This is a genomic window from Cellulosimicrobium composti, assembly GCF_010287905.1.
GTDB lineage: Bacteria > Actinomycetota > Actinomycetes > Actinomycetales > Cellulomonadaceae > Cellulosimicrobium > Cellulosimicrobium composti.
In genome coordinates this window covers 68531-90146 of sequence record NZ_JAAFAN010000007.1, presented here as the reverse complement: position 1 = coordinate 90146, position 21616 = coordinate 68531, and the positions used below count along the sequence as shown (strand labels likewise).

The 21616-nt window shown below is 75.9% G+C and carries 17 protein-coding genes; 4 read left to right on the top strand and 13 right to left on the bottom strand.

Annotated elements, in window-relative coordinates; genetic code table 11:
• Positions 1-65 precede the first annotated feature (65 nt).
• Together GYH36_RS03540 and GYH36_RS03535 are read right to left on the bottom strand one after the other, a co-directional pair.
• Positions 66-2168, bottom strand: coding sequence for a YhgE/Pip domain-containing protein (locus tag GYH36_RS03540; protein ID WP_162289121.1), 2103 nt, complete (start codon positions 2166-2168; stop codon positions 66-68).
• Positions 2165-2932 (bottom strand): P-loop NTPase family protein, encoded by a 768-nt coding sequence (locus tag GYH36_RS03535; RefSeq protein ID WP_203231532.1) that lies wholly within the window; start codon positions 2930-2932, stop codon positions 2165-2167. The genes GYH36_RS03540 and GYH36_RS03535 overlap by 4 nt, the downstream gene beginning before the upstream one ends.
• 108 nt (positions 2933-3040) lie before the next feature.
• Here GYH36_RS03535 and GYH36_RS03530 point away from each other — a divergent pair, with 108 nt between their 5' ends.
• Positions 3041-3754, top strand: a complete 714-nt coding sequence (locus GYH36_RS03530; RefSeq protein WP_162289120.1) for a TetR/AcrR family transcriptional regulator — start codon at positions 3041-3043, stop codon at positions 3752-3754.
• A 41-nt stretch (positions 3755-3795) separates the two neighbouring features.
• Entirely contained in the window at positions 3796-4839 is a 1044-nt protein-coding gene (locus tag GYH36_RS03525; RefSeq protein WP_162289119.1) for an NAD-dependent epimerase/dehydratase family protein, read from the top strand.
• Between the two features lie 71 nt (positions 4840-4910).
• Here the strand turns inward: GYH36_RS03525 and GYH36_RS03520 are convergent, their stop codons facing one another.
• Both GYH36_RS03520 and GYH36_RS03515 read right to left on the bottom strand, forming a co-directional pair.
• Complete coding sequence (locus GYH36_RS03520) at positions 4911-5354, bottom strand: OsmC family peroxiredoxin (protein WP_162289118.1); 444 nt, start codon at positions 5352-5354, stop codon at positions 4911-4913.
• A 115-nt stretch (positions 5355-5469) separates the two neighbouring features.
• On the bottom strand, positions 5470-6186 hold the full coding sequence (locus GYH36_RS03515; protein ID WP_162289117.1) for a hypothetical protein: 717 nt from the start codon (positions 6184-6186) through the stop codon (positions 5470-5472).
• Positions 6187-6478: 292 nt separating this feature from the next.
• Here GYH36_RS03515 and GYH36_RS03510 point away from each other — a divergent pair, with 292 nt between their 5' ends.
• Both GYH36_RS03510 and GYH36_RS03505 read left to right on the top strand, forming a co-directional pair.
• Positions 6479-10084 carry a S8 family serine peptidase gene (locus tag GYH36_RS03510; RefSeq protein WP_162289116.1) on the top strand — a complete coding sequence of 1202 codons (3606 nt, stop codon included), beginning with the start codon at positions 6479-6481 and terminating at the stop codon, positions 10082-10084.
• Between the two features lie 154 nt (positions 10085-10238).
• Entirely contained in the window at positions 10239-11468 is a 1230-nt protein-coding gene (locus GYH36_RS03505; RefSeq protein WP_162289115.1) for an alpha/beta hydrolase family protein, read from the top strand.
• Between the two features lie 33 nt (positions 11469-11501).
• On the opposite strand, the gene GYH36_RS03500 is transcribed toward GYH36_RS03505, so the two are convergent.
• The 9 genes from GYH36_RS03500 to GYH36_RS03465 all read right to left on the bottom strand — a co-directional run bounded on the left by GYH36_RS03500 (position 11502) and on the right by GYH36_RS03465 (position 21509).
• A complete protein-coding gene (locus GYH36_RS03500; protein WP_162289114.1) occupies positions 11502-12920 on the bottom strand; it encodes an alkaline phosphatase family protein in 1419 nt (472 codons plus the stop codon).
• Positions 12917-14101 carry a metabolite traffic protein EboE gene (eboE, locus tag GYH36_RS03495; protein ID WP_312028486.1) on the bottom strand — a complete coding sequence of 395 codons (1185 nt, stop codon included), beginning with the start codon at positions 14099-14101 and terminating at the stop codon, positions 12917-12919. The genes GYH36_RS03500 and eboE overlap by 4 nt, the downstream gene beginning before the upstream one ends.
• Before the next feature lie 18 nt (positions 14102-14119).
• Positions 14120-14998, bottom strand: a complete 879-nt coding sequence (locus tag GYH36_RS03490) for a TatD family hydrolase (protein WP_024842047.1) — start codon at positions 14996-14998, stop codon at positions 14120-14122.
• Positions 14998-15693, bottom strand: a complete 696-nt coding sequence (locus GYH36_RS19220; RefSeq protein ID WP_034605429.1) for an EboA domain-containing protein — start codon at positions 15691-15693, stop codon at positions 14998-15000. Before GYH36_RS19220 ends, GYH36_RS03490 begins: the two co-directional genes overlap by 1 nt.
• Positions 15690-16586, bottom strand: coding sequence for a sugar phosphate isomerase/epimerase family protein (locus tag GYH36_RS19215; RefSeq protein WP_231492919.1), 897 nt, complete (start codon positions 16584-16586; stop codon positions 15690-15692). The genes GYH36_RS19220 and GYH36_RS19215 overlap by 4 nt, the downstream gene beginning before the upstream one ends.
• Entirely contained in the window at positions 16583-17503 is a 921-nt protein-coding gene (locus GYH36_RS03480) for an SCO3242 family prenyltransferase (protein WP_024842046.1), read from the bottom strand. The genes GYH36_RS19215 and GYH36_RS03480 overlap by 4 nt, the downstream gene beginning before the upstream one ends.
• Positions 17500-18738 (bottom strand): inositol-3-phosphate synthase, encoded by a 1239-nt coding sequence (locus tag GYH36_RS03475; protein WP_024842045.1) that lies wholly within the window; start codon positions 18736-18738, stop codon positions 17500-17502. Before GYH36_RS03475 ends, GYH36_RS03480 begins: the two co-directional genes overlap by 4 nt.
• A 718-nt stretch (positions 18739-19456) precedes the next feature.
• The gene (locus tag GYH36_RS03470; RefSeq protein ID WP_162289113.1) at positions 19457-20890 is read right to left on the bottom strand and encodes a hypothetical protein; all 1434 of its coding nucleotides are present in this window, start codon (positions 20888-20890) and stop codon (positions 19457-19459) included.
• Positions 20891-20957: 67 nt separating this feature from the next.
• On the bottom strand, positions 20958-21509 hold the full coding sequence (locus GYH36_RS03465) for an RNA polymerase sigma factor (protein WP_024842043.1): 552 nt from the start codon (positions 21507-21509) through the stop codon (positions 20958-20960).
• Positions 21510-21616: the final 107 nt, after the last annotated feature.

The following is a 21616-nucleotide window of genomic DNA, read 5'->3' as shown; positions in this document are numbered from 1 at the left end:
TGGCCTGTCAGATGCCCAGGACGAGGCACGACCGCATGGTCGGCGGGTCACGTCGGGGGGTCAGGTCACAGGACGAGCTCCGGTTGGAGCGTCGTGATCGTCCAGACGCGCCGGCGGCGGGCCGCGAGCGCCGTGAGGCCCAGCGCACCGGCGAGCACGACGACGAGGACCGTCGCGTCGCGCGCGACCGTCGCCATGTTCCCGCCGTACAGGAGCTGGCGCAGGCCCTCCACGGCGTACGTCATGGGCAGGAACTGGTGCATCGAGCGCAGCGGCTGCGGGATCGTCTGCCAGGGGAACGTGCCGCCCGCGGTGACGAGCTGCACGAGCATGAGCACGAGGCCGAGGAACTGCCCCGCGGCGCCGAGCCACACGTTGAGCGCCTGGAGGATCGCGACGAACGTCGCGGACACGAGCACGAGGAACAGCGCCGTGCCGACGCCGTGCACGGGGTCGATGTCGAGCGCGAACTTCGTCACCGTGAACATCGCGGCGACCTGGAGCACGCCGATCGCGGCCGGGGTGAGCCACCCGCCCAGGGCGGTCGCGAGGCCCGACCGGCCCGCGGCCAGGGCACGCGTCGACAGCGGCCGCACGAGGAGGAACAGCACGTACGCCCCGATCCACGTCGCGAGCGAGAGGAAGAACGGCGCGAGCCCGCCGCCGTACGTGCCGGCGGAGGACAGCGCCTCGTTCGTCACGGACACCGGGTTGCCGATCGTCTCGGCCGTGTCCTGCCGGGTCTGCTCGTCGAGGTCCGGCACCTGGCCGAGGCCCTCGGCGAGCCCGTCGTGGAGCTGCGCGGCGCCGTCGGCGAGCTCGCCCGACCCGTCACGGAGCTGCGCCGTGCCGTCCGCGAGCGAGGTCGCGCCGTCGGACACCTGGCGCGTGCCGTCGGCGAGCCGGGAGACGCCGTCCACGAGCTGCGGGGTCGCCGCGGCGAGCTGACCGGTGCCGTCCGCGAGACGGTCCGCGCCGTCGGCCGCCGTCGCGATCCCGGCGGCGAGCTGCGGTGTCGCGGCGGCGAGACGCGCCGCGCCGTCGGACACCTGGCGCGCGCCGTCGGCGAGCCGGTCGAGCTCCCCCGACGCCGCGGTCACCTGGTCGACGGCGCCCTCGACCTGCGCGCGCCGCTCGTCGAGAACGGGGGCGACCTGGGCGCGCACCTCGTCGGCGGTGGCCTGGTCGAGGACGCCGTCGGCGACGAGCCGGTCGAGGCGCGCGTCGACGTCGTCGCGGGCCCCGTCGAGCGCGGGCAGCACGTCGGCCGCGGCGGCGGCGGCCTGGTCCCCGTACCGCGCGACCTGAGCGTTCCCGTCCGCGACCTGGGCCGCGCCGTCGGCGAGCTGCTGCGTCTGCGCGGGCAGCGACGACGTCGCGCCGCGGAGCGTGCCGAGCCCCGACGCCAGGGACGTGGCGCCGTCGTCGAGCCGCCCGACGGCGTCCGCGAGCGTGCCGGTGCTCGCGTCGAGCTGCGCGGCGCCGTCGGCGGCCCGCCCCGCGCCGTCGGCGAGGGTGCGGGCGCCGTCGTCGGCGGTGACGAGGCCGTCGCGCAGCTGCGTCGACCCGTCGAGGAGCCGGCCCGCGCCGTCCACGGCGTCGGCGAGGTTGGTGTGGATGGACGCGAAGCCCCGCAGGAACGTGTCCGCGGCCTCGGTGCCCACCTGCTCGGCGATCGAGTCGCGCACCTTCCCGACGATCTGGTCGGCGATGGTGCGCGCGAGGTAGTTGTTCGCGTCGTTGGTGACGAGCGTGAGGCTCGCCTGCTGCGGCTCGAACTCGCCCGCCGACGCGAGGTCCGCGGAGAACGTCGGGCCGATGACGAGGGCGGCGTCGTACCGCCCCGACCGCACGCCGTACTCGGCGTCGACCTGGCTCGTCTCGACCCAGCCGAAGCCGCCGTCGTCGAGGAGCTGGTCGGCCACGTCCCGCCCGAAGTCGCGCCGCGTCGTCGCGCCCGTCCGGGCGTCGGTGGTCGACGTGCCCTCGTCGAGCACGACGAGCGCGGCGGGGACCTGGTCGAGCTTGTCGTACGGGTCGTGGTTCGCGAACAGGTACAGGCCCGCGTAGAGCGTGGGGATGAGCGCCATCGCGAGGATCGCGAGGCGCGGCAGCGTGCCGGCCGCGAGGCGGCGCAGCTCGGACAGCCCGAGGCGGATCGCGGTCATCGGTCCTCCTGAGGGTCGTCGTCGGTGCGCGCGGGTTCAGCCGGGACGGGCGGGGCGGGCGCGGGCGGCGGGGCGGGTCGCGCCCGCAGCGCGACGACGGGCGGCTCGTGCAGCGACCCGCCGCGCGCCGGGGGCAGGTCGGCGCCGAGGTCGCGCGCCGACGCGCGCGTGCACTGCACGAGGACGCCGTACCCGGCGCCCGCGAGGCTCTGCGCGACCTCCCACCAGCCCGACGGCTCCCCGCCGTGCCGGTCGGGCAGCGTGAGCACGAGGAACCGGACGTCCGGGTCCTCGGCCGCGAGCGCCGCGAGGAGCGCGGTCCGCACGACGCCGGGCACCTGGTCGAGCCGTCGGCCCCGGTCCGCGGTGAGCGAGTGCTCGGCGAGCCAGCGCGTCACGTCGCGGCGCAGCGAGCGGCGGCCCGCGAGCGCGAGGCCCTCGGCGACGACGTCCGCGACGGTGAGCGCGTCGTCGGGCTCGCTCACGCCGGGGACGTCGACGACGGCGGTCACGGCGCGCAGGGACGCGGCGGTCCCCCGCGCGGGCTGCCCGCCGCGACGCGACGGCGCGTGGGCGGGCACGATCCGGACCTCCCCGGCCGACGGGTCGAGCCGGCCGGTCGCGACGAGGGCCAGCGCGGTGTGCCCGTGCCCGGGCTCCCCGGTCACGAGCACGCACTCGCCCGTGGACCAGGCGAGGTCGATGGGCTCGAGCATGGGCTCGCGCCGCCCGTCGACGCGCACGTCGCTCAGCGTGATCTGCATCCGGCTCTCTCCATCCGCGCCCCGGCCTCCCGAGGACGCCGTTGACTCACGGTCAACAACGCTACGCCTCTTGTTGACTCGCGGTCAACAACGGCGTAGAACGGTGCCATGCCCCGCACGCCCTCCCCCGCCCGCGCGCCGCACCACGACGGCACCGCCGACGCCGCCCCGCGCACGGGCTCCCGGCGCCGGCGCGAGCCCGCCGACCGCCGCCGCGAGCTCCTCGACGCCGCCGCCCAGCACGCCGACGAGCACGGCCTCGACGCCCTCACGCCCGCGGGGGTCGCCGCGCGCGCCGGGGCGTCCAAGGCGCTCGTCTTCCACTACTTCGGCTCCACCGCCGGGCTGCGTCGCGCCGTCGCGCTCGAGGCCGTCGCCCAGCTCGAGGCGGCCGCCGTCGCTCCCGACGACCGGCCCCGGCCCGAGCGCCCGGCGCTCGCCGTCACCGCGTTCCTCGACGCCGTCGAGGCGCGGCGGCTCGTGTGGCAGGACCTGTGGCGCGGCGCGCTCGCCGACGACGAGGCCACCCAGGCCGCCCTCGCGCGCGCCCGCGACCACCTCGTCCTGCGGCTGACCTCGACGGTGAGCGCGACCGACGACGACGCCCTGCCCGCCGCTCCGCGCCTGCGCCTCATCGCGGCGGGGTGGGTCGCGCTCGTCGAGAACGTCACCGCCGCGTGGCTCGCCGGGAGCGAGCTGTCGCGCGCGGAGGTCGAGCGGCTCGTCCTCGCGAGCGCCGTCGTGCTCGTGCCCGAGCTCCCCGAGCCGGCGCGCTCCGCCGTCCTCGCCACCGCCCGGGCGAACTCGGGCACGTCGGGCTAGCGTCAGCAGGACGGGCCGCGGACGAGATCGGGAGGCAGCGCATGCGCGTGGTGGTCGTCGGAGCGAGCGGGAACGTGGGCACGGCGGTGCTGCGCCGGCTCGCGACGGAACCCGTCGTGACATCCCTCGTGGCGGTCGCGCGCCGAGTGCCGCGCGCCGACGGGTCGAGCACCGTGCGCTTCCCCCACGACGCGGTGACGTGGCGGTACGCGGACGTCGCCGCCTCCGACGCGGGCGCCCGGCTCGACGCCGCGTTCGCCGGAGCGGACGCCGTCGTGCACCTCGCGTGGGCGATCCAGCCGAGCCACGACCGCAAGCGCCTGCGCCGCGTCAACGTCGAGGGCACGCGGCAGGTGGTCGAGGCCGCCCGGCGCGCGGGCGTCGCGCACCTCGTGGTCGCGTCCTCCGTCGGGGCCTACTCCCCCGCCCCGTACGCGGGCGAGGCGCGGGACACCCCGGTGGTCGAGACCTGGCCCACGGAGGGCATCCCGGGCTCGTCGTACTCCGAGGACAAGGCGGCCGTCGAGGCGCTCCTCGACGGGGTCGAGCGCACGGGTGGGATCGTCGTCTCGCGCGTGCGCTCCGCGCTCGTGTTCCAGCGCGACGCCGCGTCCGAGATCACGCGCTACTTCCTCGGCCCGCTCGGTGGCCGCGTGCTGCGGCGCTCGCCGCTGCCCGCCGTCCCGCTCCCCGAGGGCCTGCGCCTGCAGGTCGTGCACGCGGAGGACGTCGCGGAGGCGTACGCGCGGATCGTCGTGGGCCGGCACCCGGGGCCGTTCAACGTGGCCCACCCCACGGTGCTCACGCCGCAGGACGTCGCGGACGTCGTCGCGGACGGCTCGCTGCGCACCGTCCCCTACGGGACCGCGCGCACCGCCGTCGCCGCGGCGTGGCGGGCCCGCCTCGCCCCCGTGGGCGAGGGCTGGCTCGACATGGCGATGCGGGTGCCCGTGCTCGACACGACGTTCGCCGCAGAGCTGCTGCGGTGGCACCCCGTCCACGGGGCGAAGGACACGCTCGCCGAGCTCGTCGACGGCATCCGCGCGGGCGCGGGGACGTCGTCGCCGCCACTGGTGCCCCGCTGACCCGTCGAGCATGTGGTCCTGGCTCGTCCCATCACCGGGACGCTCCAGGACCACATGCTCGCGCGGGACGGTCAGCTCTCGAGCGTCGCGTCCAGCGTGATCGTCGGGACGCTCGCGAGCGCCTTCGAGACGGGGCACGTGGCCTTGGCCTTCTCCGCCGTCTCCCGGAAGCCCGCCTCGTCGATGCCCTCGACCTCGCCGCGCACCGTCAGCGCGATCGTCGAGATCTTCAGCCCGCCGGCCGGGTCGGGCTCGACCGTGACCTCCGCGGTGACCTCGAGCGCGACGGGCGTGCCGCCGGCCTCGGCGAGCAGCGCCGAGAACTGCATCGCGTAGCACGACGAGTGCGCGGCCGCGACGAGCTCCTCCGGGCTGGTGACGCCCCCGGCGTCGTCCGCGACGCGGCGCGGGAAGGACACGTCGAACGTGCCGGCCTTCGAGCTCGTGAGCTCGACCTGCCCCTGGCCGTCCTGGAGCCCACCGTTCCAGGCGGTGCGTGCGATGCGGGTGGCCATGCGAGATCTCCTTCGACGTCGTGGGTACCGGGCGGCAGCCCGGTGGGTCGACCGTATCCCGCCGCACCACGGCCCGCCGGGGCAGGACCCGTGAGGCCTGCGTCACGCGCCGCCGTCAGCCGAGCGTGCCCGCCGGGCGGTAGACGACGGAGGACGCCTTGTTGTCGAACGAGCCGAGCGTCGCGCAGTGCGGCGTGCAGTTCTTCTTCGTCCCGCCGTAGCTGTAGGAGTCGTAGAGCGTCACCCAGCACCCCGCGTACGTCGTGGCCGACGACACGACGTTGTTCATGAGGAGGTTCGCCAGGTTGGGGAACCCGTACGTCGAGCCCGTGTAGCACCCGTTGGTGCCCGAGCCGTAGAGCACCTTGGACGCGCCCTTGTAGCTCGCGTCGCGCCACAGCACCCCGAGCACGAGCGAGCTCGCCGCGGCCGCCGCGACCCGCTCGGCACCCGCGGTGCGCGGCGCCGCCGCGGCCGCGTTGAGCTCGGTGACGAGCCCTTCGACGTCGCCCCGGGTGGCCCCGGCGAGGCGCGACGCCGCGACGTCGGAGCCCGAGACGAACTCGAGCGCCTCGGCGAGCGAGGCGAAGCACGTCTCGGGCGCGGGAGGCAGGGTGTCCGGGTCCTGCCCGGGCAGGAGCGGCTGGGCCTCGACGGCGCAGCTCTCGCCGGTCGAGACGCTCACGTCGCCCGCGGGGGCGACGACGTCCCGCACCCCCGTGACGGCCCGCAGGTCCAGCACGGACGCGAGGGCGGAGCCGGAGCCGACCGCGGTGAGGAGGAGGCCGCTCACGAGCGCGGCGGACAGGACGCGGAGCGAGGTTCTGGTCATGGCTCTCCTTCGGCGTGGCCACGCCCCGGGGAGTCCCCGTGGCCTGACGCGGGAAGGGGACTCCCGCAGGACGGCCGCGTCCTGCGACCCCGCCCGCATCCTAGAGCGCGGGCCGCGGGTTGTCCCCGCACGATCGGCCCGCGGCTGGGCACGGCGGCCGGTCGTTGGTTACCGTGCTCGGGTGGTCCCGGACCCACCAGGGCCGGGCCGCTCGGAAGGACCCATCCACGAACCCTTCGCCGAACCGGCTCCGCCGGGGAGATGAGTGTCGATGAAGCACCGTTCTCTACCCGTGTCACTGACCGCCGCCGCCGCGAGCCTCGCGGTCGTCGCGGCCGCCGCGGCTCCCGCCGCCGCGGACCCGCCGCCCGACCCCGGCAACGCCCTCGGCGCGCGGTCCGGCTCCACCCTCTCGCCCACCGACAAGGTCGCCCCCTCCCTCGCGACGGCGCGAGGCACCGTCACGGCGTTCGTCGAGCTCGACGCGCCGTCCGCCGTCGACCTGGCGGCCGAGGGCGCGAGCCCCGACGCGGTCGAGGCCAACGCCCAGGAGGTCGCGGAGCTCGCGGACGACGTCGTCCCGCAGCAGGCGACCGCCCGGAGCGCGGGCGCGCGCGACCCCCAGCAGGTGTCCGTGACGAGCACGCTCGTCGCGGGCGTCGTCGTCACGGGCGACGCCGACCGCGTGCGCGACCTCGCGCGCGACGACGCGGTCCGCACGGTCTACCGGATCATCCCCAAGAAGCCCGCGAACAAGGGCACCGACGTCTTCACGCGGGCGCTCGAGACGTGGCAGAGCACGGGCCTCACCGGCGAGGGCGTGCGCATCGGGATCATCGACACCGGCATCGACTACACGCACAAGGCGTTCGGCGGCCCCGGCACGCAGGAGGCGTTCGACGAGGCGTACGGCGAGCGCGGCACCGGCCCGGTGCCCGAGGGCACGTACGACGAGCTGAAGTTCCTCGGCGGGTACGACTTCGCCGGGTACGACTACGACGCGAGCGGCACCGTCCCCGGCACGACGCTCGTGCCCACGCCGGACGAGAACCCGATCGACTCGCTGGACTCCGTCGGCTCGGGCCACGGCTCGCACGTCGCCGGGACGACGGCGGCGTACGGCGTCACCGCGGACGGCGAGACGTTCGACGGCGACTACTCGACGCTGACGGACATCTCCGACTGGCAGGTCGGCCCGGGCTCCGCGCCCGAGGCGGGCCTGTACGCGCTCAAGGTGTTCGGCGACCTCGGCGGCTCGACCGGCGTCGTCGTGGACGCGCTCGAGTGGGCGGCGGACCCGAACGGCGACGGCGACCTGTCCGACCGTCTCGACATCGTCAACCTCTCCCTCGGCTCGGACGGCTCCCCCGCCGACGACCCGGAGAACCTCTTCATCGACCAGCTCTCGCGCCTCGGCACGCTGTCCGTCATCGCGTCGGGCAACGCGGGCGACGTGACCGACGTCGGCGGCTCGCCCGGCAACGCGCGCTCCGCGCTGACGGTCGCGAACTCGGTCGGCGACACGCAGACGTTCGACGCCGTGCGCGTCGAGGCGCCCGAGGAGCTCGCGGGCACCTACCCGGCGCAGAACTCGGTCGACTACGCGGGCGGCTCGGACGTGACCGCCCCGGTCGCGTTCGTCGCGGACGACTTCTCCGGCTGCCAGGCGTTCACGGCGGCGCAGGCGGCGGCCGTCCAGGGCAAGATCGCCTACCTGTACTGGGACGACAACGACGCGACGCGCGCGTGCGGCAGCGCCGCGCGGTTCAACAACGCGCAGGCCGCGGGCGCGGTCGGCGTGCTGCTGTCCTCCGAGCTGCCGTCGTTCGTCGCGGGCATCGCGGGCAACGCCGGGATCCCCGGTGCGCAGCTCACGGGCGCGAGCCACGACGCGCTCTTCCCGGCGATCGAGGCGGGCGAGGTCACGATGACCATCGGGCCGTCGCTCGCGCTGTTGTCGTTCGTGTCGATCCCGGAGATCGGCGACACGCTCAACAGCGGGTCGTCGCGCGGCGTGCACGGCTCGCTCGGCGTCGCCAAGCCCGACGTCGCGGCCCCCGGCACGGGCATCGCGTCCGTCGCGTCCGGTCACCTCGACGGCGCGAGCATCAAGTCGGGCACGTCGATGGCGACGCCGCACGTCGCGGGCATCGCGGCGCTCGTCAAGGAGGCCCACCCGGGCTGGGCGCCGGCCGAGGTCAAGGCGTCCGTCATGAACACCGCGACGCACGACGTGTTCACGGGGCCGTCGGGCACCGGGACCGCCTACGGCCCCGAGCGCGTCGGCTCCGGCCGCGTGGACGCCGTCGACGCGGTCGCGAACACGACCCTCGCGTACGCGTCGCAGGACTCCGACCAGGTGTCCGTCGCGTTCGGCGTCGTGCCGGTCGGTGCGGACACGGTGACGGTGCGCAAGACCGTCACGGTGCAGAACACGGGCGACACGTCGCGCACGTTCGCGACGAGCTTCGCGCAGTCCAGCACGGCGGGCGGCGCGACCGTCACCGTCACGCCGGCCACGGTGACCGTCCCGGCGGGCCAGCGGCAGGTCGTCACGGTGACGCTCACGGCGGACCCCGCGACGCTCGCCAAGGACCTCGACCCGACGTCCTCGGACGACTCGGGCCTCGGCGTCCCGCGCGACTTCGTGTCCTCCGTCAGCGGGCGCGTCGTGCTCACCCCGACCGACGGCGGCACCGCGCTGCGCGTGCCCGTCCAGGCGTCGCCGAAGCTCGTGAGCGACCTGACGGCCGCTCCCGTCGAGTTCGCCGGGGCGTCGGCCACGGCCGAGCTCGACCTCGAGGGCCGCGGCGTGGACTCGGGCGGGTGGACGTCGATCGTCGCGCCGTTCGAGCTCAAGACGACGAGCCCGCGCCTCGAGGCGGACGCCGCGGTCGGCGCGTCGCCCACGGCGATCGCGGCGGCCGACGTGCGCGCGGTCGGGTTCGCGTCCACCGCGCCGCAGGAGGCCGCGGCCGGGGGCGACCCCGCCGACGGCGTCATCGGCATCGGCGTCGCGATGGACGGGGAGTGGGCGAGCCTCGGCTCGGTCTCGATCCCCGCGGTCGAGGTCGACGTCGACTCCGACGGCTCGGCCGACTTCGAGGTCGCGGCCCTCAAGTACAGCAGCGAGACGGACCTGACCCTCGCGGCGACGTTCACCCTCAAGGACTGGACGGCGCCCGACGGCACCGAGTACGAGGCGGGCGACAACGTCGACCTCCAGCCGATCAACTCCGTGTGGGGCGACGTGGACACCTCGGTGTTCGACAACAACGTCGTCGTCATCCCGGTGGGCATCGGCTCGCTCGGCATCGAGGAGGGCGACGTCCCGACGTTCCAGGTCCTCACGTACTCGCCGTACTCGCAGTCGGCCGACCAGCTCGTGGACGCGAGCGAGACCTTCACGGCCGACCCGTACGACCCGGCCTACTGGTTCGAGGGCGGCGGCCAGCTGCTGTACGTCGGCGCGGACGACGCCCCGCTGACCGTCCACCGGTCCGAGGCCGCGGCGGAGGCGGGCAGCGGGAAGCTCCTGCTGCTGCACCTGCACAACGCGACGCCGACGAAGCGCTGGCAGACCGTGGACGTCACGTCGTCCGGCGCCGTCGTCACCGCGACGGTCACCGCCGAGGCGCGCTGCCTCGGCAACAAGGCCCACGTCGCGGTGCGCGTGCTCAACGAGTCCGGCGCCAAGGCCGACGTCGTGGTCACCACGCCGTACGGCGAGAAGACGTTCCCGAACGTCAAGGACGGCAAGAACGCCTACCAGTCCTTCTCGTCGCGCGCCGCGTCGTTCGACGCGGGCTCGGTGACCGCCACCCTCACCGCCGAGATCGACGGCGAGGAGGTCACCACGACCTACGACGCCGACTACGAGGCGCTGAGCTGCTCGTGACGGCCGTCTGAGCAACGGCCACGACGGCGCCCGGTCCGCACGGACCGGGCGCCGTCGTGCGTCCCGGCACCGGCGCTCGCCGCGCGCTCCGCGCGAGAGGCTCCTAGCCTGGGCTGGTCTCGTCCCGACCCGCGCGCGAAGGCAGGGGGCCCGCATGCCCGGACACCGCAGGCACCGGAGCGTCCTCACCGGGCGCTTCTCGAAGGACGCCGACCACGACTTCGAGATCCGCACCGTCCTCGGCGGCGCCGCGAGCGGCGCGGCGGATGTCGGCGAGGTCCTGGCGGCCGTGGCCGACGTCGGCACCGACCACCGCACGTGGTTCCGCGCGTGGGACGCCCTCGGCGACCGTGTCGCCGCCACCGGGGAGGCGTGCGCGGCGCGCGGGCACCGCGTGAGCGCCGCGTCGGCGTACCTGCGCGCGTCGGCGTACCTCGCGGTCGCCGTGAACGCCGTCGCCGGGCTCGACGACGACGCCGTGCTCGTGCCGACGTTCCGCAAGCACCGCGCGGCCTGGGACCGCTGGGTCGACCTCGTGGACCTCGACGTCGAGCGCGTCGCGCTCCCCTACGAGGGCACCACGCTCCCGGGGTACTTCTTCCGCGCCCCGGGCGACGGCGGGGCACGGCGGCCCGTGGTCGTCGCCGTCAACGGGTCGGACGGGTCGCTCACGTCGCTGTGGCCGGCGTGCGTCGCGGGCGCGCTGCGACGCGGCTACCACGCGCTCGTGTTCGACGGGCCCGGTCAGCAGTCGATGCTCTTCGAGCAGGGGGTCCCGTTCCGCCCGGACTTCGAGACCGTCCTCACACCGGTGCTCGACGCCGTCGTGGCGCGCCCCGACGTCGACCCCGACCGCGTCGCGGTGTACGGGATCAGCCAGGCCGGGTACTGGGTCACGCGCGCGCTCGCGTTCGAGCACCGGCCCGCGGCGGCCGTCGTCGACCCGGGCGTCGTCGACGTCGCCGCCTCGTGGGAGCGCGAGCTGCCGAAGAGCCTGCTCGCGCACCTCGACGCGGGCGACGACCACGCGTTCGACCGCGACATGAAGCTCGGCCTGCGCCTGTCGAAGGACGCGGCGCGCACGTGGCGGTTCCGCGCGCGCCCCTACGGCGACGTCGGCGGGTACGCCGCGACGCTGCGCGAGGTGCGCCGCTACGACGTCGCGGACGTCGCGGGCCGGGTCACGACCCCGCTGCTCGTCACGAGCCCCGAGGACGAGCAGTTCTGGCCCGGCCAGTCCGAGCGCCTCGCCGGGCTCGTGCCGGGCGCGACGCTCGTGACGTTCAGCGACGCCGAGGGCGCGAGCGGGCACTGCGAGCCGCTCGCGCGGGCCCTCGTCGAGCAGCGGATGTTCGACTGGCTCGACGAGCGCCTCGCGCGATAGCGCGCGGGCCGCGACCGGCCCGCGCGCCCGCCGTCAGACCCGGGCGCCGAGCCCCTGCAGCTCCAGCACGAGGCCCTTGACCGCCGCCGCCGGGACCTGACCCGCGCCGCTCTCCACGACGCCCGCGACCGACGCGGGCACCTCCGTGTCGGAGCACAGCACGAGCGGGGTGTCGGCCGCGGAGTCGGGCAGCCGCCCGTGCGACCCCTTCACGTACGACGCGTCGAGCGGCACCGTGCTCATCGCGTACCGCAGGCCCACCTTCTTCTTCACGAGGTTGAGCCCGGCCTTCGCCTTGGCGAGCCGGTCCGCCGGGTCGAAGAACAGCTCGGCGGGGTCGTAGCCCGGCTTGCGGTGGATGTCGACGCCGCGCGCGTACTCGGGCGCGCGGTCGTCGTCGAGCCAGAAGTAGTACGTGAACCACGCCCCCGGCTCCGCCACGACGACGAGGTCGCCCGACCGCTCGTGGTCGAGCCCGTAGCGGGCCTGCGCCTCGCGGTCGAGCACCTCGTCCACGCCGGGGACGCCGCGCAGGAGGTCCGCGACGCGCCGCTGCAGCGCCGGGTCCTGCCGGTCACCCAGGTAGACGTGCGCGACCTGGTGGTCCGCCACGGCGAACGCGCGCGACGTCCACGGGTCGAGCTGCTCCTTGCCGTCCTGCACGTAGACCTCGAGCAGGCCCTCGCGGCGCAGGATGCGGTTGAGGTGCACGGGCCGGTCGACGTCCGCGATGCCGTACTCCGAGACCACGAGGACGGTCACGCCCTGGTTCGCCGCGTCGTCGAGCAGCGGCGCGAGGGTCGCGTCGAGCTCGGCCGCGGCCGCGTCCGCCTGCGGCGCGTTCGGGCCGAAGCGCTGCAGGTCGTAGTCGAGGTGCGGGACGTACGCCATCGTCAGGTCGGGTGCGTGCGTGCGCAGCACGTGGCGCGTCGCGTCGACGATCCAGCGCGACGAGCTGATGTCCGCCGTCGGGCCCCAGTACGTGAACAGCGGGAACTCGCCGAACCGGCCGACGAGATCGTCGTGGAGCGCCGGCGGGCGCACGTACGCGTCCGGCGACTTGCGCCCGTCCGCGTGGTAGATCGGGCGCGGCGTGACCGTGACGTCCGTCGTCATGCCCATCGCGTACCACCAGCAGACGTTCGCCGACGAGTACTCGCGCCGCGCGCGGCGCGCGGTCTCCCACAGCTTCTCGCCCTCGACGAGCCGGTTGTGCTGACGCCACAGGTAGACGTCGCCGAGCTCGCGGAAGTACCACCCGTTGCCGACGATCCCGTGCTCGGCGGGGCTGAGCCCCGTGAGCATCGTCGACTGGACGCTGCACGTCACGGCGGGCAGCACCGTCGCGAGCTCGGCCTGCCAGCCGCTCGCGGCGAGCTGGCGCAGGCGCGGCATGTGCGCGAGCGCGGTCGACGTGAGCCCGACGACGTCGAGCAGCAGCACGGGCTTCATGCGGTCCTCCTGGTGGTCTGGCTCTCGTGCCCGGTGGGCAGGTGGGTCGTCGCCCAGCGCAGCTCGGCCGCGATGCCGGCGACGAGCGTGTCGGTCGGGGCGCCCGCGGCCAGCACGGCCCAGGTTAACGTCCCGCGGTCGTGGGGCGCCGCGCCGCGGTGCGGTGCCGCGAGTAGGGCTACGCCCTCGAGGCCCAGCAGCTCGACCGGCGCCGCGAGCGGCGCGGCGGGCTCGTGGTGCAGCGGCACGTGGAAGTGCACGCGCCACGGCCCCGCCGCGGGCAGCGCGCCGCCGAGCGCGTCCGGCAGGTCGTCCGCGGCCAGCGGGTCGCCCGACGCCGAGAGCTCGCGCACCTGGTGGATGTAGCGCTTCTCGGCGAACGCGCCGACGGCGGCGCGCGCGGCCAGGTCGAGCGGGTCCTCGACGTGCAGCGCCGCCGACGCCTGGACCTTGACGACGCGCAGGCCCGCGTCGGTGATGCGGCGCACCGTCGCGGCCGTCCCCGCGCGGCGGTCCGCGAAGGACACGGCGAGGTGGCACGTGTCGAGGCACACGCCCACGTGCTCGGGGTCGATCCGCCGCTCGTCCGGCACGTCCGGCCCGGTGCGCGCCGCGAGCCAGCCCACGACGTCGTCGACCGTGTCGAGCACGCAGCCGGGCTCCGGCTCGACCGCGACCCGCACGACCTTCCCCGTGCGCTCGCGCAGGTCCCGCAGCCCCGCGCCGAGCGCGGCGAACGCGCGCGTCGCTGCCTCGTCCTCCGCGGGCGACCACGGCTCGCGCCACGCGAGCGGGAGGGTCGAGATCGAGCCCGCGACGCCGTCGGGCAGGAGGTCGGCCAGGACCTCGGCGCACTCGAGCGTGTACGCGAGCCGCTCGGGCTGCGCCCACGTGGGCGTGTACACGTCGAGCTTGACGACGTCCGCGTGGAACCCGCCGTAGGGGAACGCGTTGAGCGTGTGGACCTGCAGGCCCCGCTCGTCGAGCACGGCGCGCAGCCACGCCCGGTCCGCGGGCGACCCGGCGAGCCGGTGCGCGAGCGTCGCGGGCATCCACAGCCCCACGCCGAGGACGTCGAGTCCCGCCGCCTCGCGGACGGGGCCCGCGTACGTGACGAGCTGGTCGACGACCCCGTCGAGGTCCTCGGCCGGGTGGACGTTGGTGCAGTACGAGAGCAGCACGATGGGGAGCCCGCCCGCCTACGCGCGCACGCCGCGCAGCACGGAGGAGCCCTCGAACTCGACCCCCGGCGTCGGCAGGTCGCCCTCGACGAACCCCGGCACCGGGTCGAGCACGAGGTTGCCGGACTGGCCGTAGAACTCGACGGGGTTGCGCCACAGCACCTTGTCCACGTCGTCGTCGGTGAACCCGGCCGCGAGCATCGCGCGCCCCGTCTTGAGGGTCTTGAGCGGGTCGGAGCGGCCCCAGTCCGCCGCGGAGTTGACGATCATCCGGTCCGTGCCGTGCTCCTGGAGGATCGCGACCATGCGGTCCTCGTCCATCTTCGTGTCCGGGTAGATGGAGAACCCGGCCCACGCCCCGGCGTCGAGAACGAGCGCCACGTTCGTCTCGTTGAGGTGGTCGACGAGCACGTGCTCGGACGGCACCCCGGACTCGCGCACGACGTCGAGCGTGCGGCGCGTCCCGGCGAGCTTGTCGCGGTGCGGGGTGTGCACGAGCACCGGGAGGTCCACGTCGCGCGCCATCTGGAGCTGGCGCGCGAACACCTCGTCCTCCTCGGGCGTCATGGAGTCGTACCCGACCTCGCCGACCGCGACGACGCCGTCCTTGAGCAGGTAGCGCGGGATCTCGTCGAGCACCTCGCGGCAGCGCGCGTCGTTCGCCTCCTTGGGGTTGAGCGCGATCGTCGCGTGGTGCCGGATGCCGAACTGCGCCGCCCGGAACCGCTCCCAGCCCAGCAGGGCGTCGAAGTAGTCGAGGAACGACCCCACGTTCGTGCGCGGCTGGCCGAGCCAGAACGCCGGCTCCACGAGCGCGCGCACGCCCGCGGCGTACAGCGCCTCGTAGTCGTCCGTGGTCCGGCTGGTCATGTGGATGTGGGGGTCGAAGATGCGCATCAGGCGGTCCTCCCGGTGGTGACGTCAGGGGCGAGGCGGGCGACGTCGTCGGGCACGACGCGGCCCGCGGCGCGGCGCTCGGCGGCGAAGTCGCGCGCCATGCGCGCGAGCTCGTCGTCCGCGCGGTCGTCGAGCCCGGCGACGGCGTCGAGGCTCACGCCCATGAACACGAGCTTGAGCACCGCGTGACGCCACGCGTGCTGGTCGAGGTGCGCGGCCGCGAACGGCCCGACGGCCGCCGCGACGAGGCTCTGGTCGTTGGTCCGCAGCGCGTCGGCCGCAAGGTCGCGCCCGACCGCCACGACGGACGTCGCCCCCTCGCCCGCGAGCGCGCCGCGCTCGGCGAGCGCGTCGAGGCCGCGCAGCACGCCGCGCCGCTCGGCGGTGTCGCCGTGCTGGTAGAGGTCCGCGAGACGCGCGCCGAGCGCCGCGTCGCCGTCGGCACCCAGGGCGTCGGCGAGCGCGACGACGAGCGCGGCCCGCGCCGCGTCGTCGACCGTCCCGTGGACGATCCCGGCAGGGTCGACGTCCGGGCGCAGCGGCGCGCGCCCGACCTTGCGGCCGGCGAGCGCGAACGCGCGCGACACGGACGCCGGGTCCTGCCCGACGGCGGCACGCGCCTCGGCGAGCCAGCGCTCGCCGTCGCTCGTGGCCCCGTCCGCCGGGCGGGCGTCGGGGCGGGTGGTCTCGGTCATGGCACCTCCTGGGGGTGGTGGGGGCGGTCGTCCCAGGCGCGCTGCAGCGCTGTCATGCTGCGGTGCGCGAGCCCCGGGGCGTCGTAGGAGTGGCGGGGCAGCTCGACGGCCGCGACGCCCGTGTACCCGACGTCGGCGAGCGTCGCGAGCACGAGCGGCAGGTCGATCTCGCCCTCGCCGAACGGGCGGTGCTCGTGGTGCGTGCGCGGCATGTCGTCGAGCTGCACGTTCGCGAGGTACGGCGCCGCGGCGCGCAGCGCGCCGACCACGCCGTCCGGCTCGACGACGAGGCAGTGCCCCACGTCGACCGTGATCCCGAGCTCGGCAGGACCGCCGAGCTCGTCGCGCAGGCGCAGCGCGTCGCCGACCGTCTCGACGAGCATCCCCGGCTCGGGCTCCAGCGAGATCCGGACGCCGAGCGCGCGGGCCTCCTCGACGAGCTCGGGCAGGCGGTCGCGCAGGAGCGCCCAGCCCTCTTCGGGCGACGTGCCCTCGGGCAGCACGCCCGAGAAGAACGAGACGCACTCCGCGTCGAGCGCCGCGGCGATCTCGATCGCGCGCCGCAGGAACCGCATCCGCGCGTCCGCCTCCGCGTCCACGAGGGTCGGACGGTGCTTGCGGTACGGGTCGAGGAGGAACCGGGTGCCCGTCTCGACGACGACCCGCATCCCGGCGCCGCCGTGCAGCGTCCCGAGGCGTGCGCGCAGCGCGTCCACGTGCTCGCCCCACCCCTCGACGAACGGGTCGAGGTGGGGGAAGCCGAGCGTGAGCGCGACCGCGCCGTAGCCCTCGTGGTCGAGCACGTCGAGCGCGACGTCGAGCGGGTGGTCCGTGAAGCCGTTGGTGCCGTACCCGAGCGTGAACGGCATCGCGCCGCCGGCCCCCGCGCTCACGTCTCGCTCATCTCGGCCCGCCCCGGACGGCGGCCGGCACGGCGCAGCAGCCGCCCCGCGACCTCGACACCCGCGAGCGCCGCGACCGACACCAGGCTGCCGCCGCGCGCGGCCCACGCCGCCTGCAGCGGGACCATCGCCCGGATCCCGGCCTTCGTGGCCGCGAACGCGTTGCCCGCGGACGGCGTGATCGCGGCGTCGACCTGCCGGGGCAGGGCCGTCGCGACGTACGCCGCCGCGGCGGCGAGGCCCGCGACCGCCGTCGCGACGCCCGGGCCGCCTCCGGCGCTCGCGCGCCCGCGGCGCAGCGCTCCTGCGCCGACGACGGCGCCACCCACCGCGGTCGCGGCGGCGACGCCCGTGGCGAGCGACGACGTCGTACCGTGCACCTCGCCGCGCGACACGAGCGTCACGCCCGCGGTGTGCACCGCGAGCCCCGCCGCCGCGGGCAGCGCGGCCCGCAGCCGGCCGACGCCGGCTCCCATGAGCACGTCGAGCCCGCGGCACGCCGCCATGACGACGGGGCCGGCCGCGTGCTCCTTGGCGACCGTGTCGTACGTCCACACGCTCGCGGCGAGCGGCACGGCCACCGCGAGGGCGCGCGCGCCCCCGCCCGCCGCGGCGAGCCCCACCCCGGCGGCCGTGAGCCCGACCGCGACCTGGAGCGCGCGCTGCTCGGTGACGCGCCCCGACGGGATCGGCCGCTCGGGCCGCTCCACCGCGTCGAGGTCCCGGTCCGCGTAGTCGTTGAGCGCCATGCCGCCCGCGTAGAGGCACGCCGACGCCAACGGCAGCAGCGCACGGCGCGGCGTGACCCGGTGACCGGCGGCGGCGGCGCCCGCAAGGGTGTCACCGACCACCGAGAGGACCGCGGGAGCGCGGACGAGGTCCAGGTGGTCGCGGAGCGTGCCCGTCATGGCCGCTCGGTCGCGGCGGACGCGACGCGGGCGCTCGCCTCGCGGACCCAGTCGGCGAGGGCGACGGTCTGCGCGGCGAAGTCGTGCACGTCGCTCCCCCACGGGTCCTTGAAGAAGAACCCGAGCTCCGCGACGGGACCCGCGCAGCCCGCGGCGTCGGCGAGCGCGAGGAGACGGGCCAGGTCGAGCACGAGCGGGGCGGCGAGCATCGAGTCGTAGGCCGACCACGTCGTCTGGAGCGTGAGGCGCGAGCCGAGGAAGCCCTCGACGTGCACGTGGTCCCACGCGACCTTGATGTCGCCGAGGTCCGGCACGTTGTCGATGTGCAGGGGCGTGACGTCGCTGCCCGTGAGGTCCTGCAGCCCGCGCGACTTCGACGCGAGCTTGCTCTGCACGGCCTCCGGGTCGGCGAGGGTCGCGCCGTCGCCGCCGCCGAGCAGGTTCGCGCCCGCCCACGACAGCACGCGCAGGCCGCGGGCCGCGAACGCGGGAGCCAGGATCGTGCGCAGCCACGTCTGGCCCGTCTTGCCGTCCTGGCCCGCGACGGGCACGCCGCGCTCCGCGGCGAGCTCGAGGAGCGCCGGCACGTGCATGCTCGCGGACGGCGTGAACTCGGCGAACGGGGCGCCCGCGAGGAGCGCGGCGTACGCCGTCACGGAGCTCGGCGGGAGCACGGCGCGGTCCGGGTCCGCGAGCGCCGCCCGCAGGAGGCCGAGGTCGGAGAGCTCCGGCGCGGGCTCGGGCAGCGGCTCCGTCGAGACGAGGTCCACGACGACGACGCGCGCGAGGCCGTGACGCTCGCGGAAGTCCACGATGTCCTGCGCGAGCCGCTCCGCGGCCGCCTGCTGCGACTCGCGCGGCGACCCCTCGGCCGGGTGCGCGGTGTAGCCCGGGCGCACCTCGGCGTCCGCGCGCTCGAGCGCGGCGTGCGCGGTGGTGAGCAGTCGCGGCGCGATCATCCCGGCCTCGACGAGCAGCTCGGCGCGCTTGACCATCGAGACGTCGGAGATGTCGTGTCCCCCCACGACGAGGTCGCCGAACGCCGGGAGCGGTGCGGACGCGAACGGCTCGGACACCGTGACGCACCCCGTCGGCGCCGCACGCCCGTCGGCGATGGCGGCGAGCCCGAGCGTCGCGGTGGTCGCGACCGAGCCGCGGGCGCCGACGAGCCAGAGCCCCGTGCGCGCGTCGGGGGCCGGACGGTCTGACGAGCCGTCAGAGGCGAAGTGGTGCATCGTTGCTCCCGTTCCGACGGCGGACGCCGGGGCGCCGCCGATACGACGACGATGGCCTCCCTGCCACCGCCGGACCGCGCACCCGGGAGAGGGCATGTGAACGCTCTCCGACCCGGTGGCGCCCGGTCTGCTGCGACCCTAGTCACACTTTTGTCGAGGGTCAATCAAAAGCACGCCCACTTTCGCGGCCCAGGACGCTTGCAGACTGCAAAAGACCAGCACACGCCCGGATCAGCCTACGTCCGCACCCGCACGTGGCTCGCGCCGCTGCCGAGGCGGCCCCACGACAGGCAGCGGGTAGGCACGGACGACCAGGGGGACGCCGACACCCACGCCCCGACACAGGCGACGCGACGACGAGGCGGCGGGGAGGCACGACGACCACGAGGACGCCGACACCCACGCCCCGACACAGGCGACGCGACGACGAGGCGGCGGGGAGGCACGACGACCACGAGGACGCCGACACCCACGCCCCGACACAGGCGACGCGACGACGAGGCGGCGGGGAGGCACGACGACCACGAGGACGCCGACACCCACGCCCCGACACAGGCGACGCGACGACGAGGCGGCGGGGAGGGACGACGACGCCGGGTCGTGGTGGGTCTGGCGGGAGCCCGCGAGGGACGAGCGGGCGGATGGAAGACCCGGCGTCGTCGTCCCGGACCGCCGCCGGCAGGCGACCGACCGCGGACCCCGCCGAGCAGCGGCCTGCTCAGCCCGCGGGCGCGAAGTCGAGCTGCTCGTCGACGACCGCGACGACGGACCACGCGTTGCCCGCGGCGTCCGACAGCTCGTACGCGGGCAGCAGCACCGCCGCGCCGTCGGGCTGGTACTGGACGGCGAGGCCGAGCCGCGCGTCGGTGATCGTCACGTCCGTGACGGGCCACGCGAAGCGCGCGCCCTCGCCGACCGTGGGCGGCACGGTGGGCTCCTCGGGCTCGACGGTCATCTGCTCGAGCGTGCTCTCGCGCGCCCACGCGATCATGCCCCCGCCGCCGAACCGCGGGTCGCCGAGCCGCTCGACGGCCTCGGCGGGGCTCACGACGTCGTAGGTGCCGATCTCGACGCGCGGGGCGAGGGCCCCGTAGAGCGAGGCGAGGCCGGCTCCGGAGAAGGTCGCGCTCCACTGCGTGCCGGTGCGCTGCCCGTCGACGACCTCGTGCGCGGTGACGGTGGTAGCGCGCGGAGCCTCGACGTCGGGGGCCTGCTCGTCGGCGACGACCTCGTACCCGGCGGGGTCGAGGCCGAGCGTGGCGAGCACGTCGCGGAGCTGCTCGACGGCGTCCGCGCCGCTCGGCGGGGCGCCGTGGTCGGCCTCCTCGCACACGCCGGGCTCGACGCTCTCGCCCCCGCCGTCGCCGTCCGTCGGCGCGGGCGACACGACGACGCAGCCCCACGGGTCCTTGGTCGGGTCGTTGAAGCTGACGCTCGCGAGGCCGTCGGGCTGGAGCGAGACCGTGGGCCCGGTCCAGTCGGCCGACCCGGCGGAGAGCGACCCGTAGTCCTCGCGCACCTCGCCGTCGACGCCGAGGGCGTCCGCGACGCGGAGCAGCGTCTCGGGCGAGAACACGCCGGCCGCGTCGTAGGCCCAGGCCGACGCGCTCGCACCCTCGGTGGGGAGCCCGTCCTGGTGGAACACGGTGCGGCCGCCCCAGTACCCGGGGTAGGCGACGTCGGCCGCCGACCGCGCGTCCCCCGCGAAGCTCTCCGCCCCGGCGCCGTCCGCCGCGGCGGGCGCGTCCGCGGTGCCGAGCTGGATGGGTGCGAGCGCCGTGAGCTCCGCCGTGTCCCCCGCGGGCGAGGCTCCGACGGCGCCGGCGCCGAGCGCGTACCCACCGGCACCGACGACGAGCACGCCCGCGACGGCGGCGGCGACCTGGAGCGGCGCGCGGCGACGGCGGCGCGCGCGGCGCTCGGCGAGCTCGTCGACCGGTGCGCCAGAGGGTGCGCCGGGGCCGGCGGGCGGGGACGCCGGTGCGCCGGGGGTCACCGTCGTGCCGTCCGCGCCGGCGAACGCCTCGGGGACGCGCGTGCGGACGGCGGCCTCCAGGGCCTCGGTGTCCGGGTCGAGGCCCGCCGCGGGGTCGGCGGCGCGCAGCCGCTCGAGGGCCGCGTCGTCGGGCTGCTCGGGGGTGTGGGTGGTCATCTCGCCCTCCAGGTACCGCAGGGGCCGCGCCGCGGGCGCGGCCGGTCGGTCTACCCCTGTTGTGTGCTCAGGCGCCCTGCTCTTGCGCGACGGCGGCCTGCTCGGCCCATGCGGCGCGCAGGCGCGACCGCGCGCGGGACAGCGCGGCGTCCGCGCCGCCGCGCGACGTGCCGAGCACGGCGGCGAGGTCGTCTCCCCCGAGTCCCTCCCACGCGTGCAGGAGCAGGATCCGCCGGTCGCGGTCCGACAGCCCGGCGAGCGCGCGCCGCACCTCGTCGTCCTGCACGACGACGTGCTCGACGTCGGCGCCGTCGTCCGGCTGCTCGGGCAGCTCGGCGACGGGCACGGCGCGGGCCTTGCGCCGGTGGTTGGCGAGCACGAACCCGGCGGTGCGGTAGAGCCACGGGAGCTCGGCGCCGTCGGGCACGTCGTCGCGGCGGCGCCACGCGGTCGCGAGAACCTCGGCGGTGAGGTCCTCGGCGTCGGGGCCGACGGCGCCGGCCGCGCTCGGCAGGCGGCGGCGGAAGTAGCGGTGCACTGGCGTCGCGTGCGCGGCGAAGAGCGCGGCGAACCAGGCCTCGTCGTGGACGGCGGCGTCGGTGCCCTCGTCGGTCGTCACGGCGGCTCCTCGTCGGCGGGGCGGGCTGTCAACCGCTCTGTGTCGCGGGGGCCGGATTCCTTGCACGGTGGGTCCGGCGGCCGAAAGTCACCCGCGGCGGCACTGAT

Bases quoted from the DNA above. Each gene is read 5' to 3' on its own strand.
- GYH36_RS03530 (WP_162289120.1), top strand. From the start codon at position 3,041: ATGCCCCGCACGCCCTCCCCCGCCCGCGCGCCGCACCACGACGGCACC.
- GYH36_RS03475 (WP_024842045.1), bottom strand. From the start codon at position 18,738: ATGCACCACTTCGCCTCTGACGGCTCGTCAGACCGTCCGGCCCCCGAC.
- GYH36_RS03500 (WP_162289114.1), bottom strand. From the start codon at position 12,920: ATGAAGCCCGTGCTGCTGCTCGACGTCGTCGGGCTCACGTCGACCGCG.
- GYH36_RS03490 (WP_024842047.1), bottom strand. From the start codon at position 14,998: ATGCGCATCTTCGACCCCCACATCCACATGACCAGCCGGACCACGGAC.
- GYH36_RS03515 (WP_162289117.1), bottom strand. From the start codon at position 6,186: ATGACCAGAACCTCGCTCCGCGTCCTGTCCGCCGCGCTCGTGAGCGGC.
- GYH36_RS03470 (WP_162289113.1), bottom strand. From the start codon at position 20,890: ATGACCACCCACACCCCCGAGCAGCCCGACGACGCGGCCCTCGAGCGG.
- GYH36_RS03520 (WP_162289118.1), bottom strand. From the start codon at position 5,354: ATGGCCACCCGCATCGCACGCACCGCCTGGAACGGTGGGCTCCAGGAC.
- GYH36_RS03505 (WP_162289115.1), top strand. From the start codon at position 10,239: ATGCCCGGACACCGCAGGCACCGGAGCGTCCTCACCGGGCGCTTCTCG.
- GYH36_RS03540 (WP_162289121.1), bottom strand. From the start codon at position 2,168: ATGACCGCGATCCGCCTCGGGCTGTCCGAGCTGCGCCGCCTCGCGGCC.
- GYH36_RS03525 (WP_162289119.1), top strand. From the start codon at position 3,796: ATGCGCGTGGTGGTCGTCGGAGCGAGCGGGAACGTGGGCACGGCGGTG.
- GYH36_RS03480 (WP_024842046.1), bottom strand. From the start codon at position 17,503: ATGACGGGCACGCTCCGCGACCACCTGGACCTCGTCCGCGCTCCCGCG.
- GYH36_RS19220 (WP_034605429.1), bottom strand. From the start codon at position 15,693: ATGACCGAGACCACCCGCCCCGACGCCCGCCCGGCGGACGGGGCCACG.
- GYH36_RS03535 (WP_203231532.1), bottom strand. From the start codon at position 2,932: ATGCAGATCACGCTGAGCGACGTGCGCGTCGACGGGCGGCGCGAGCCC.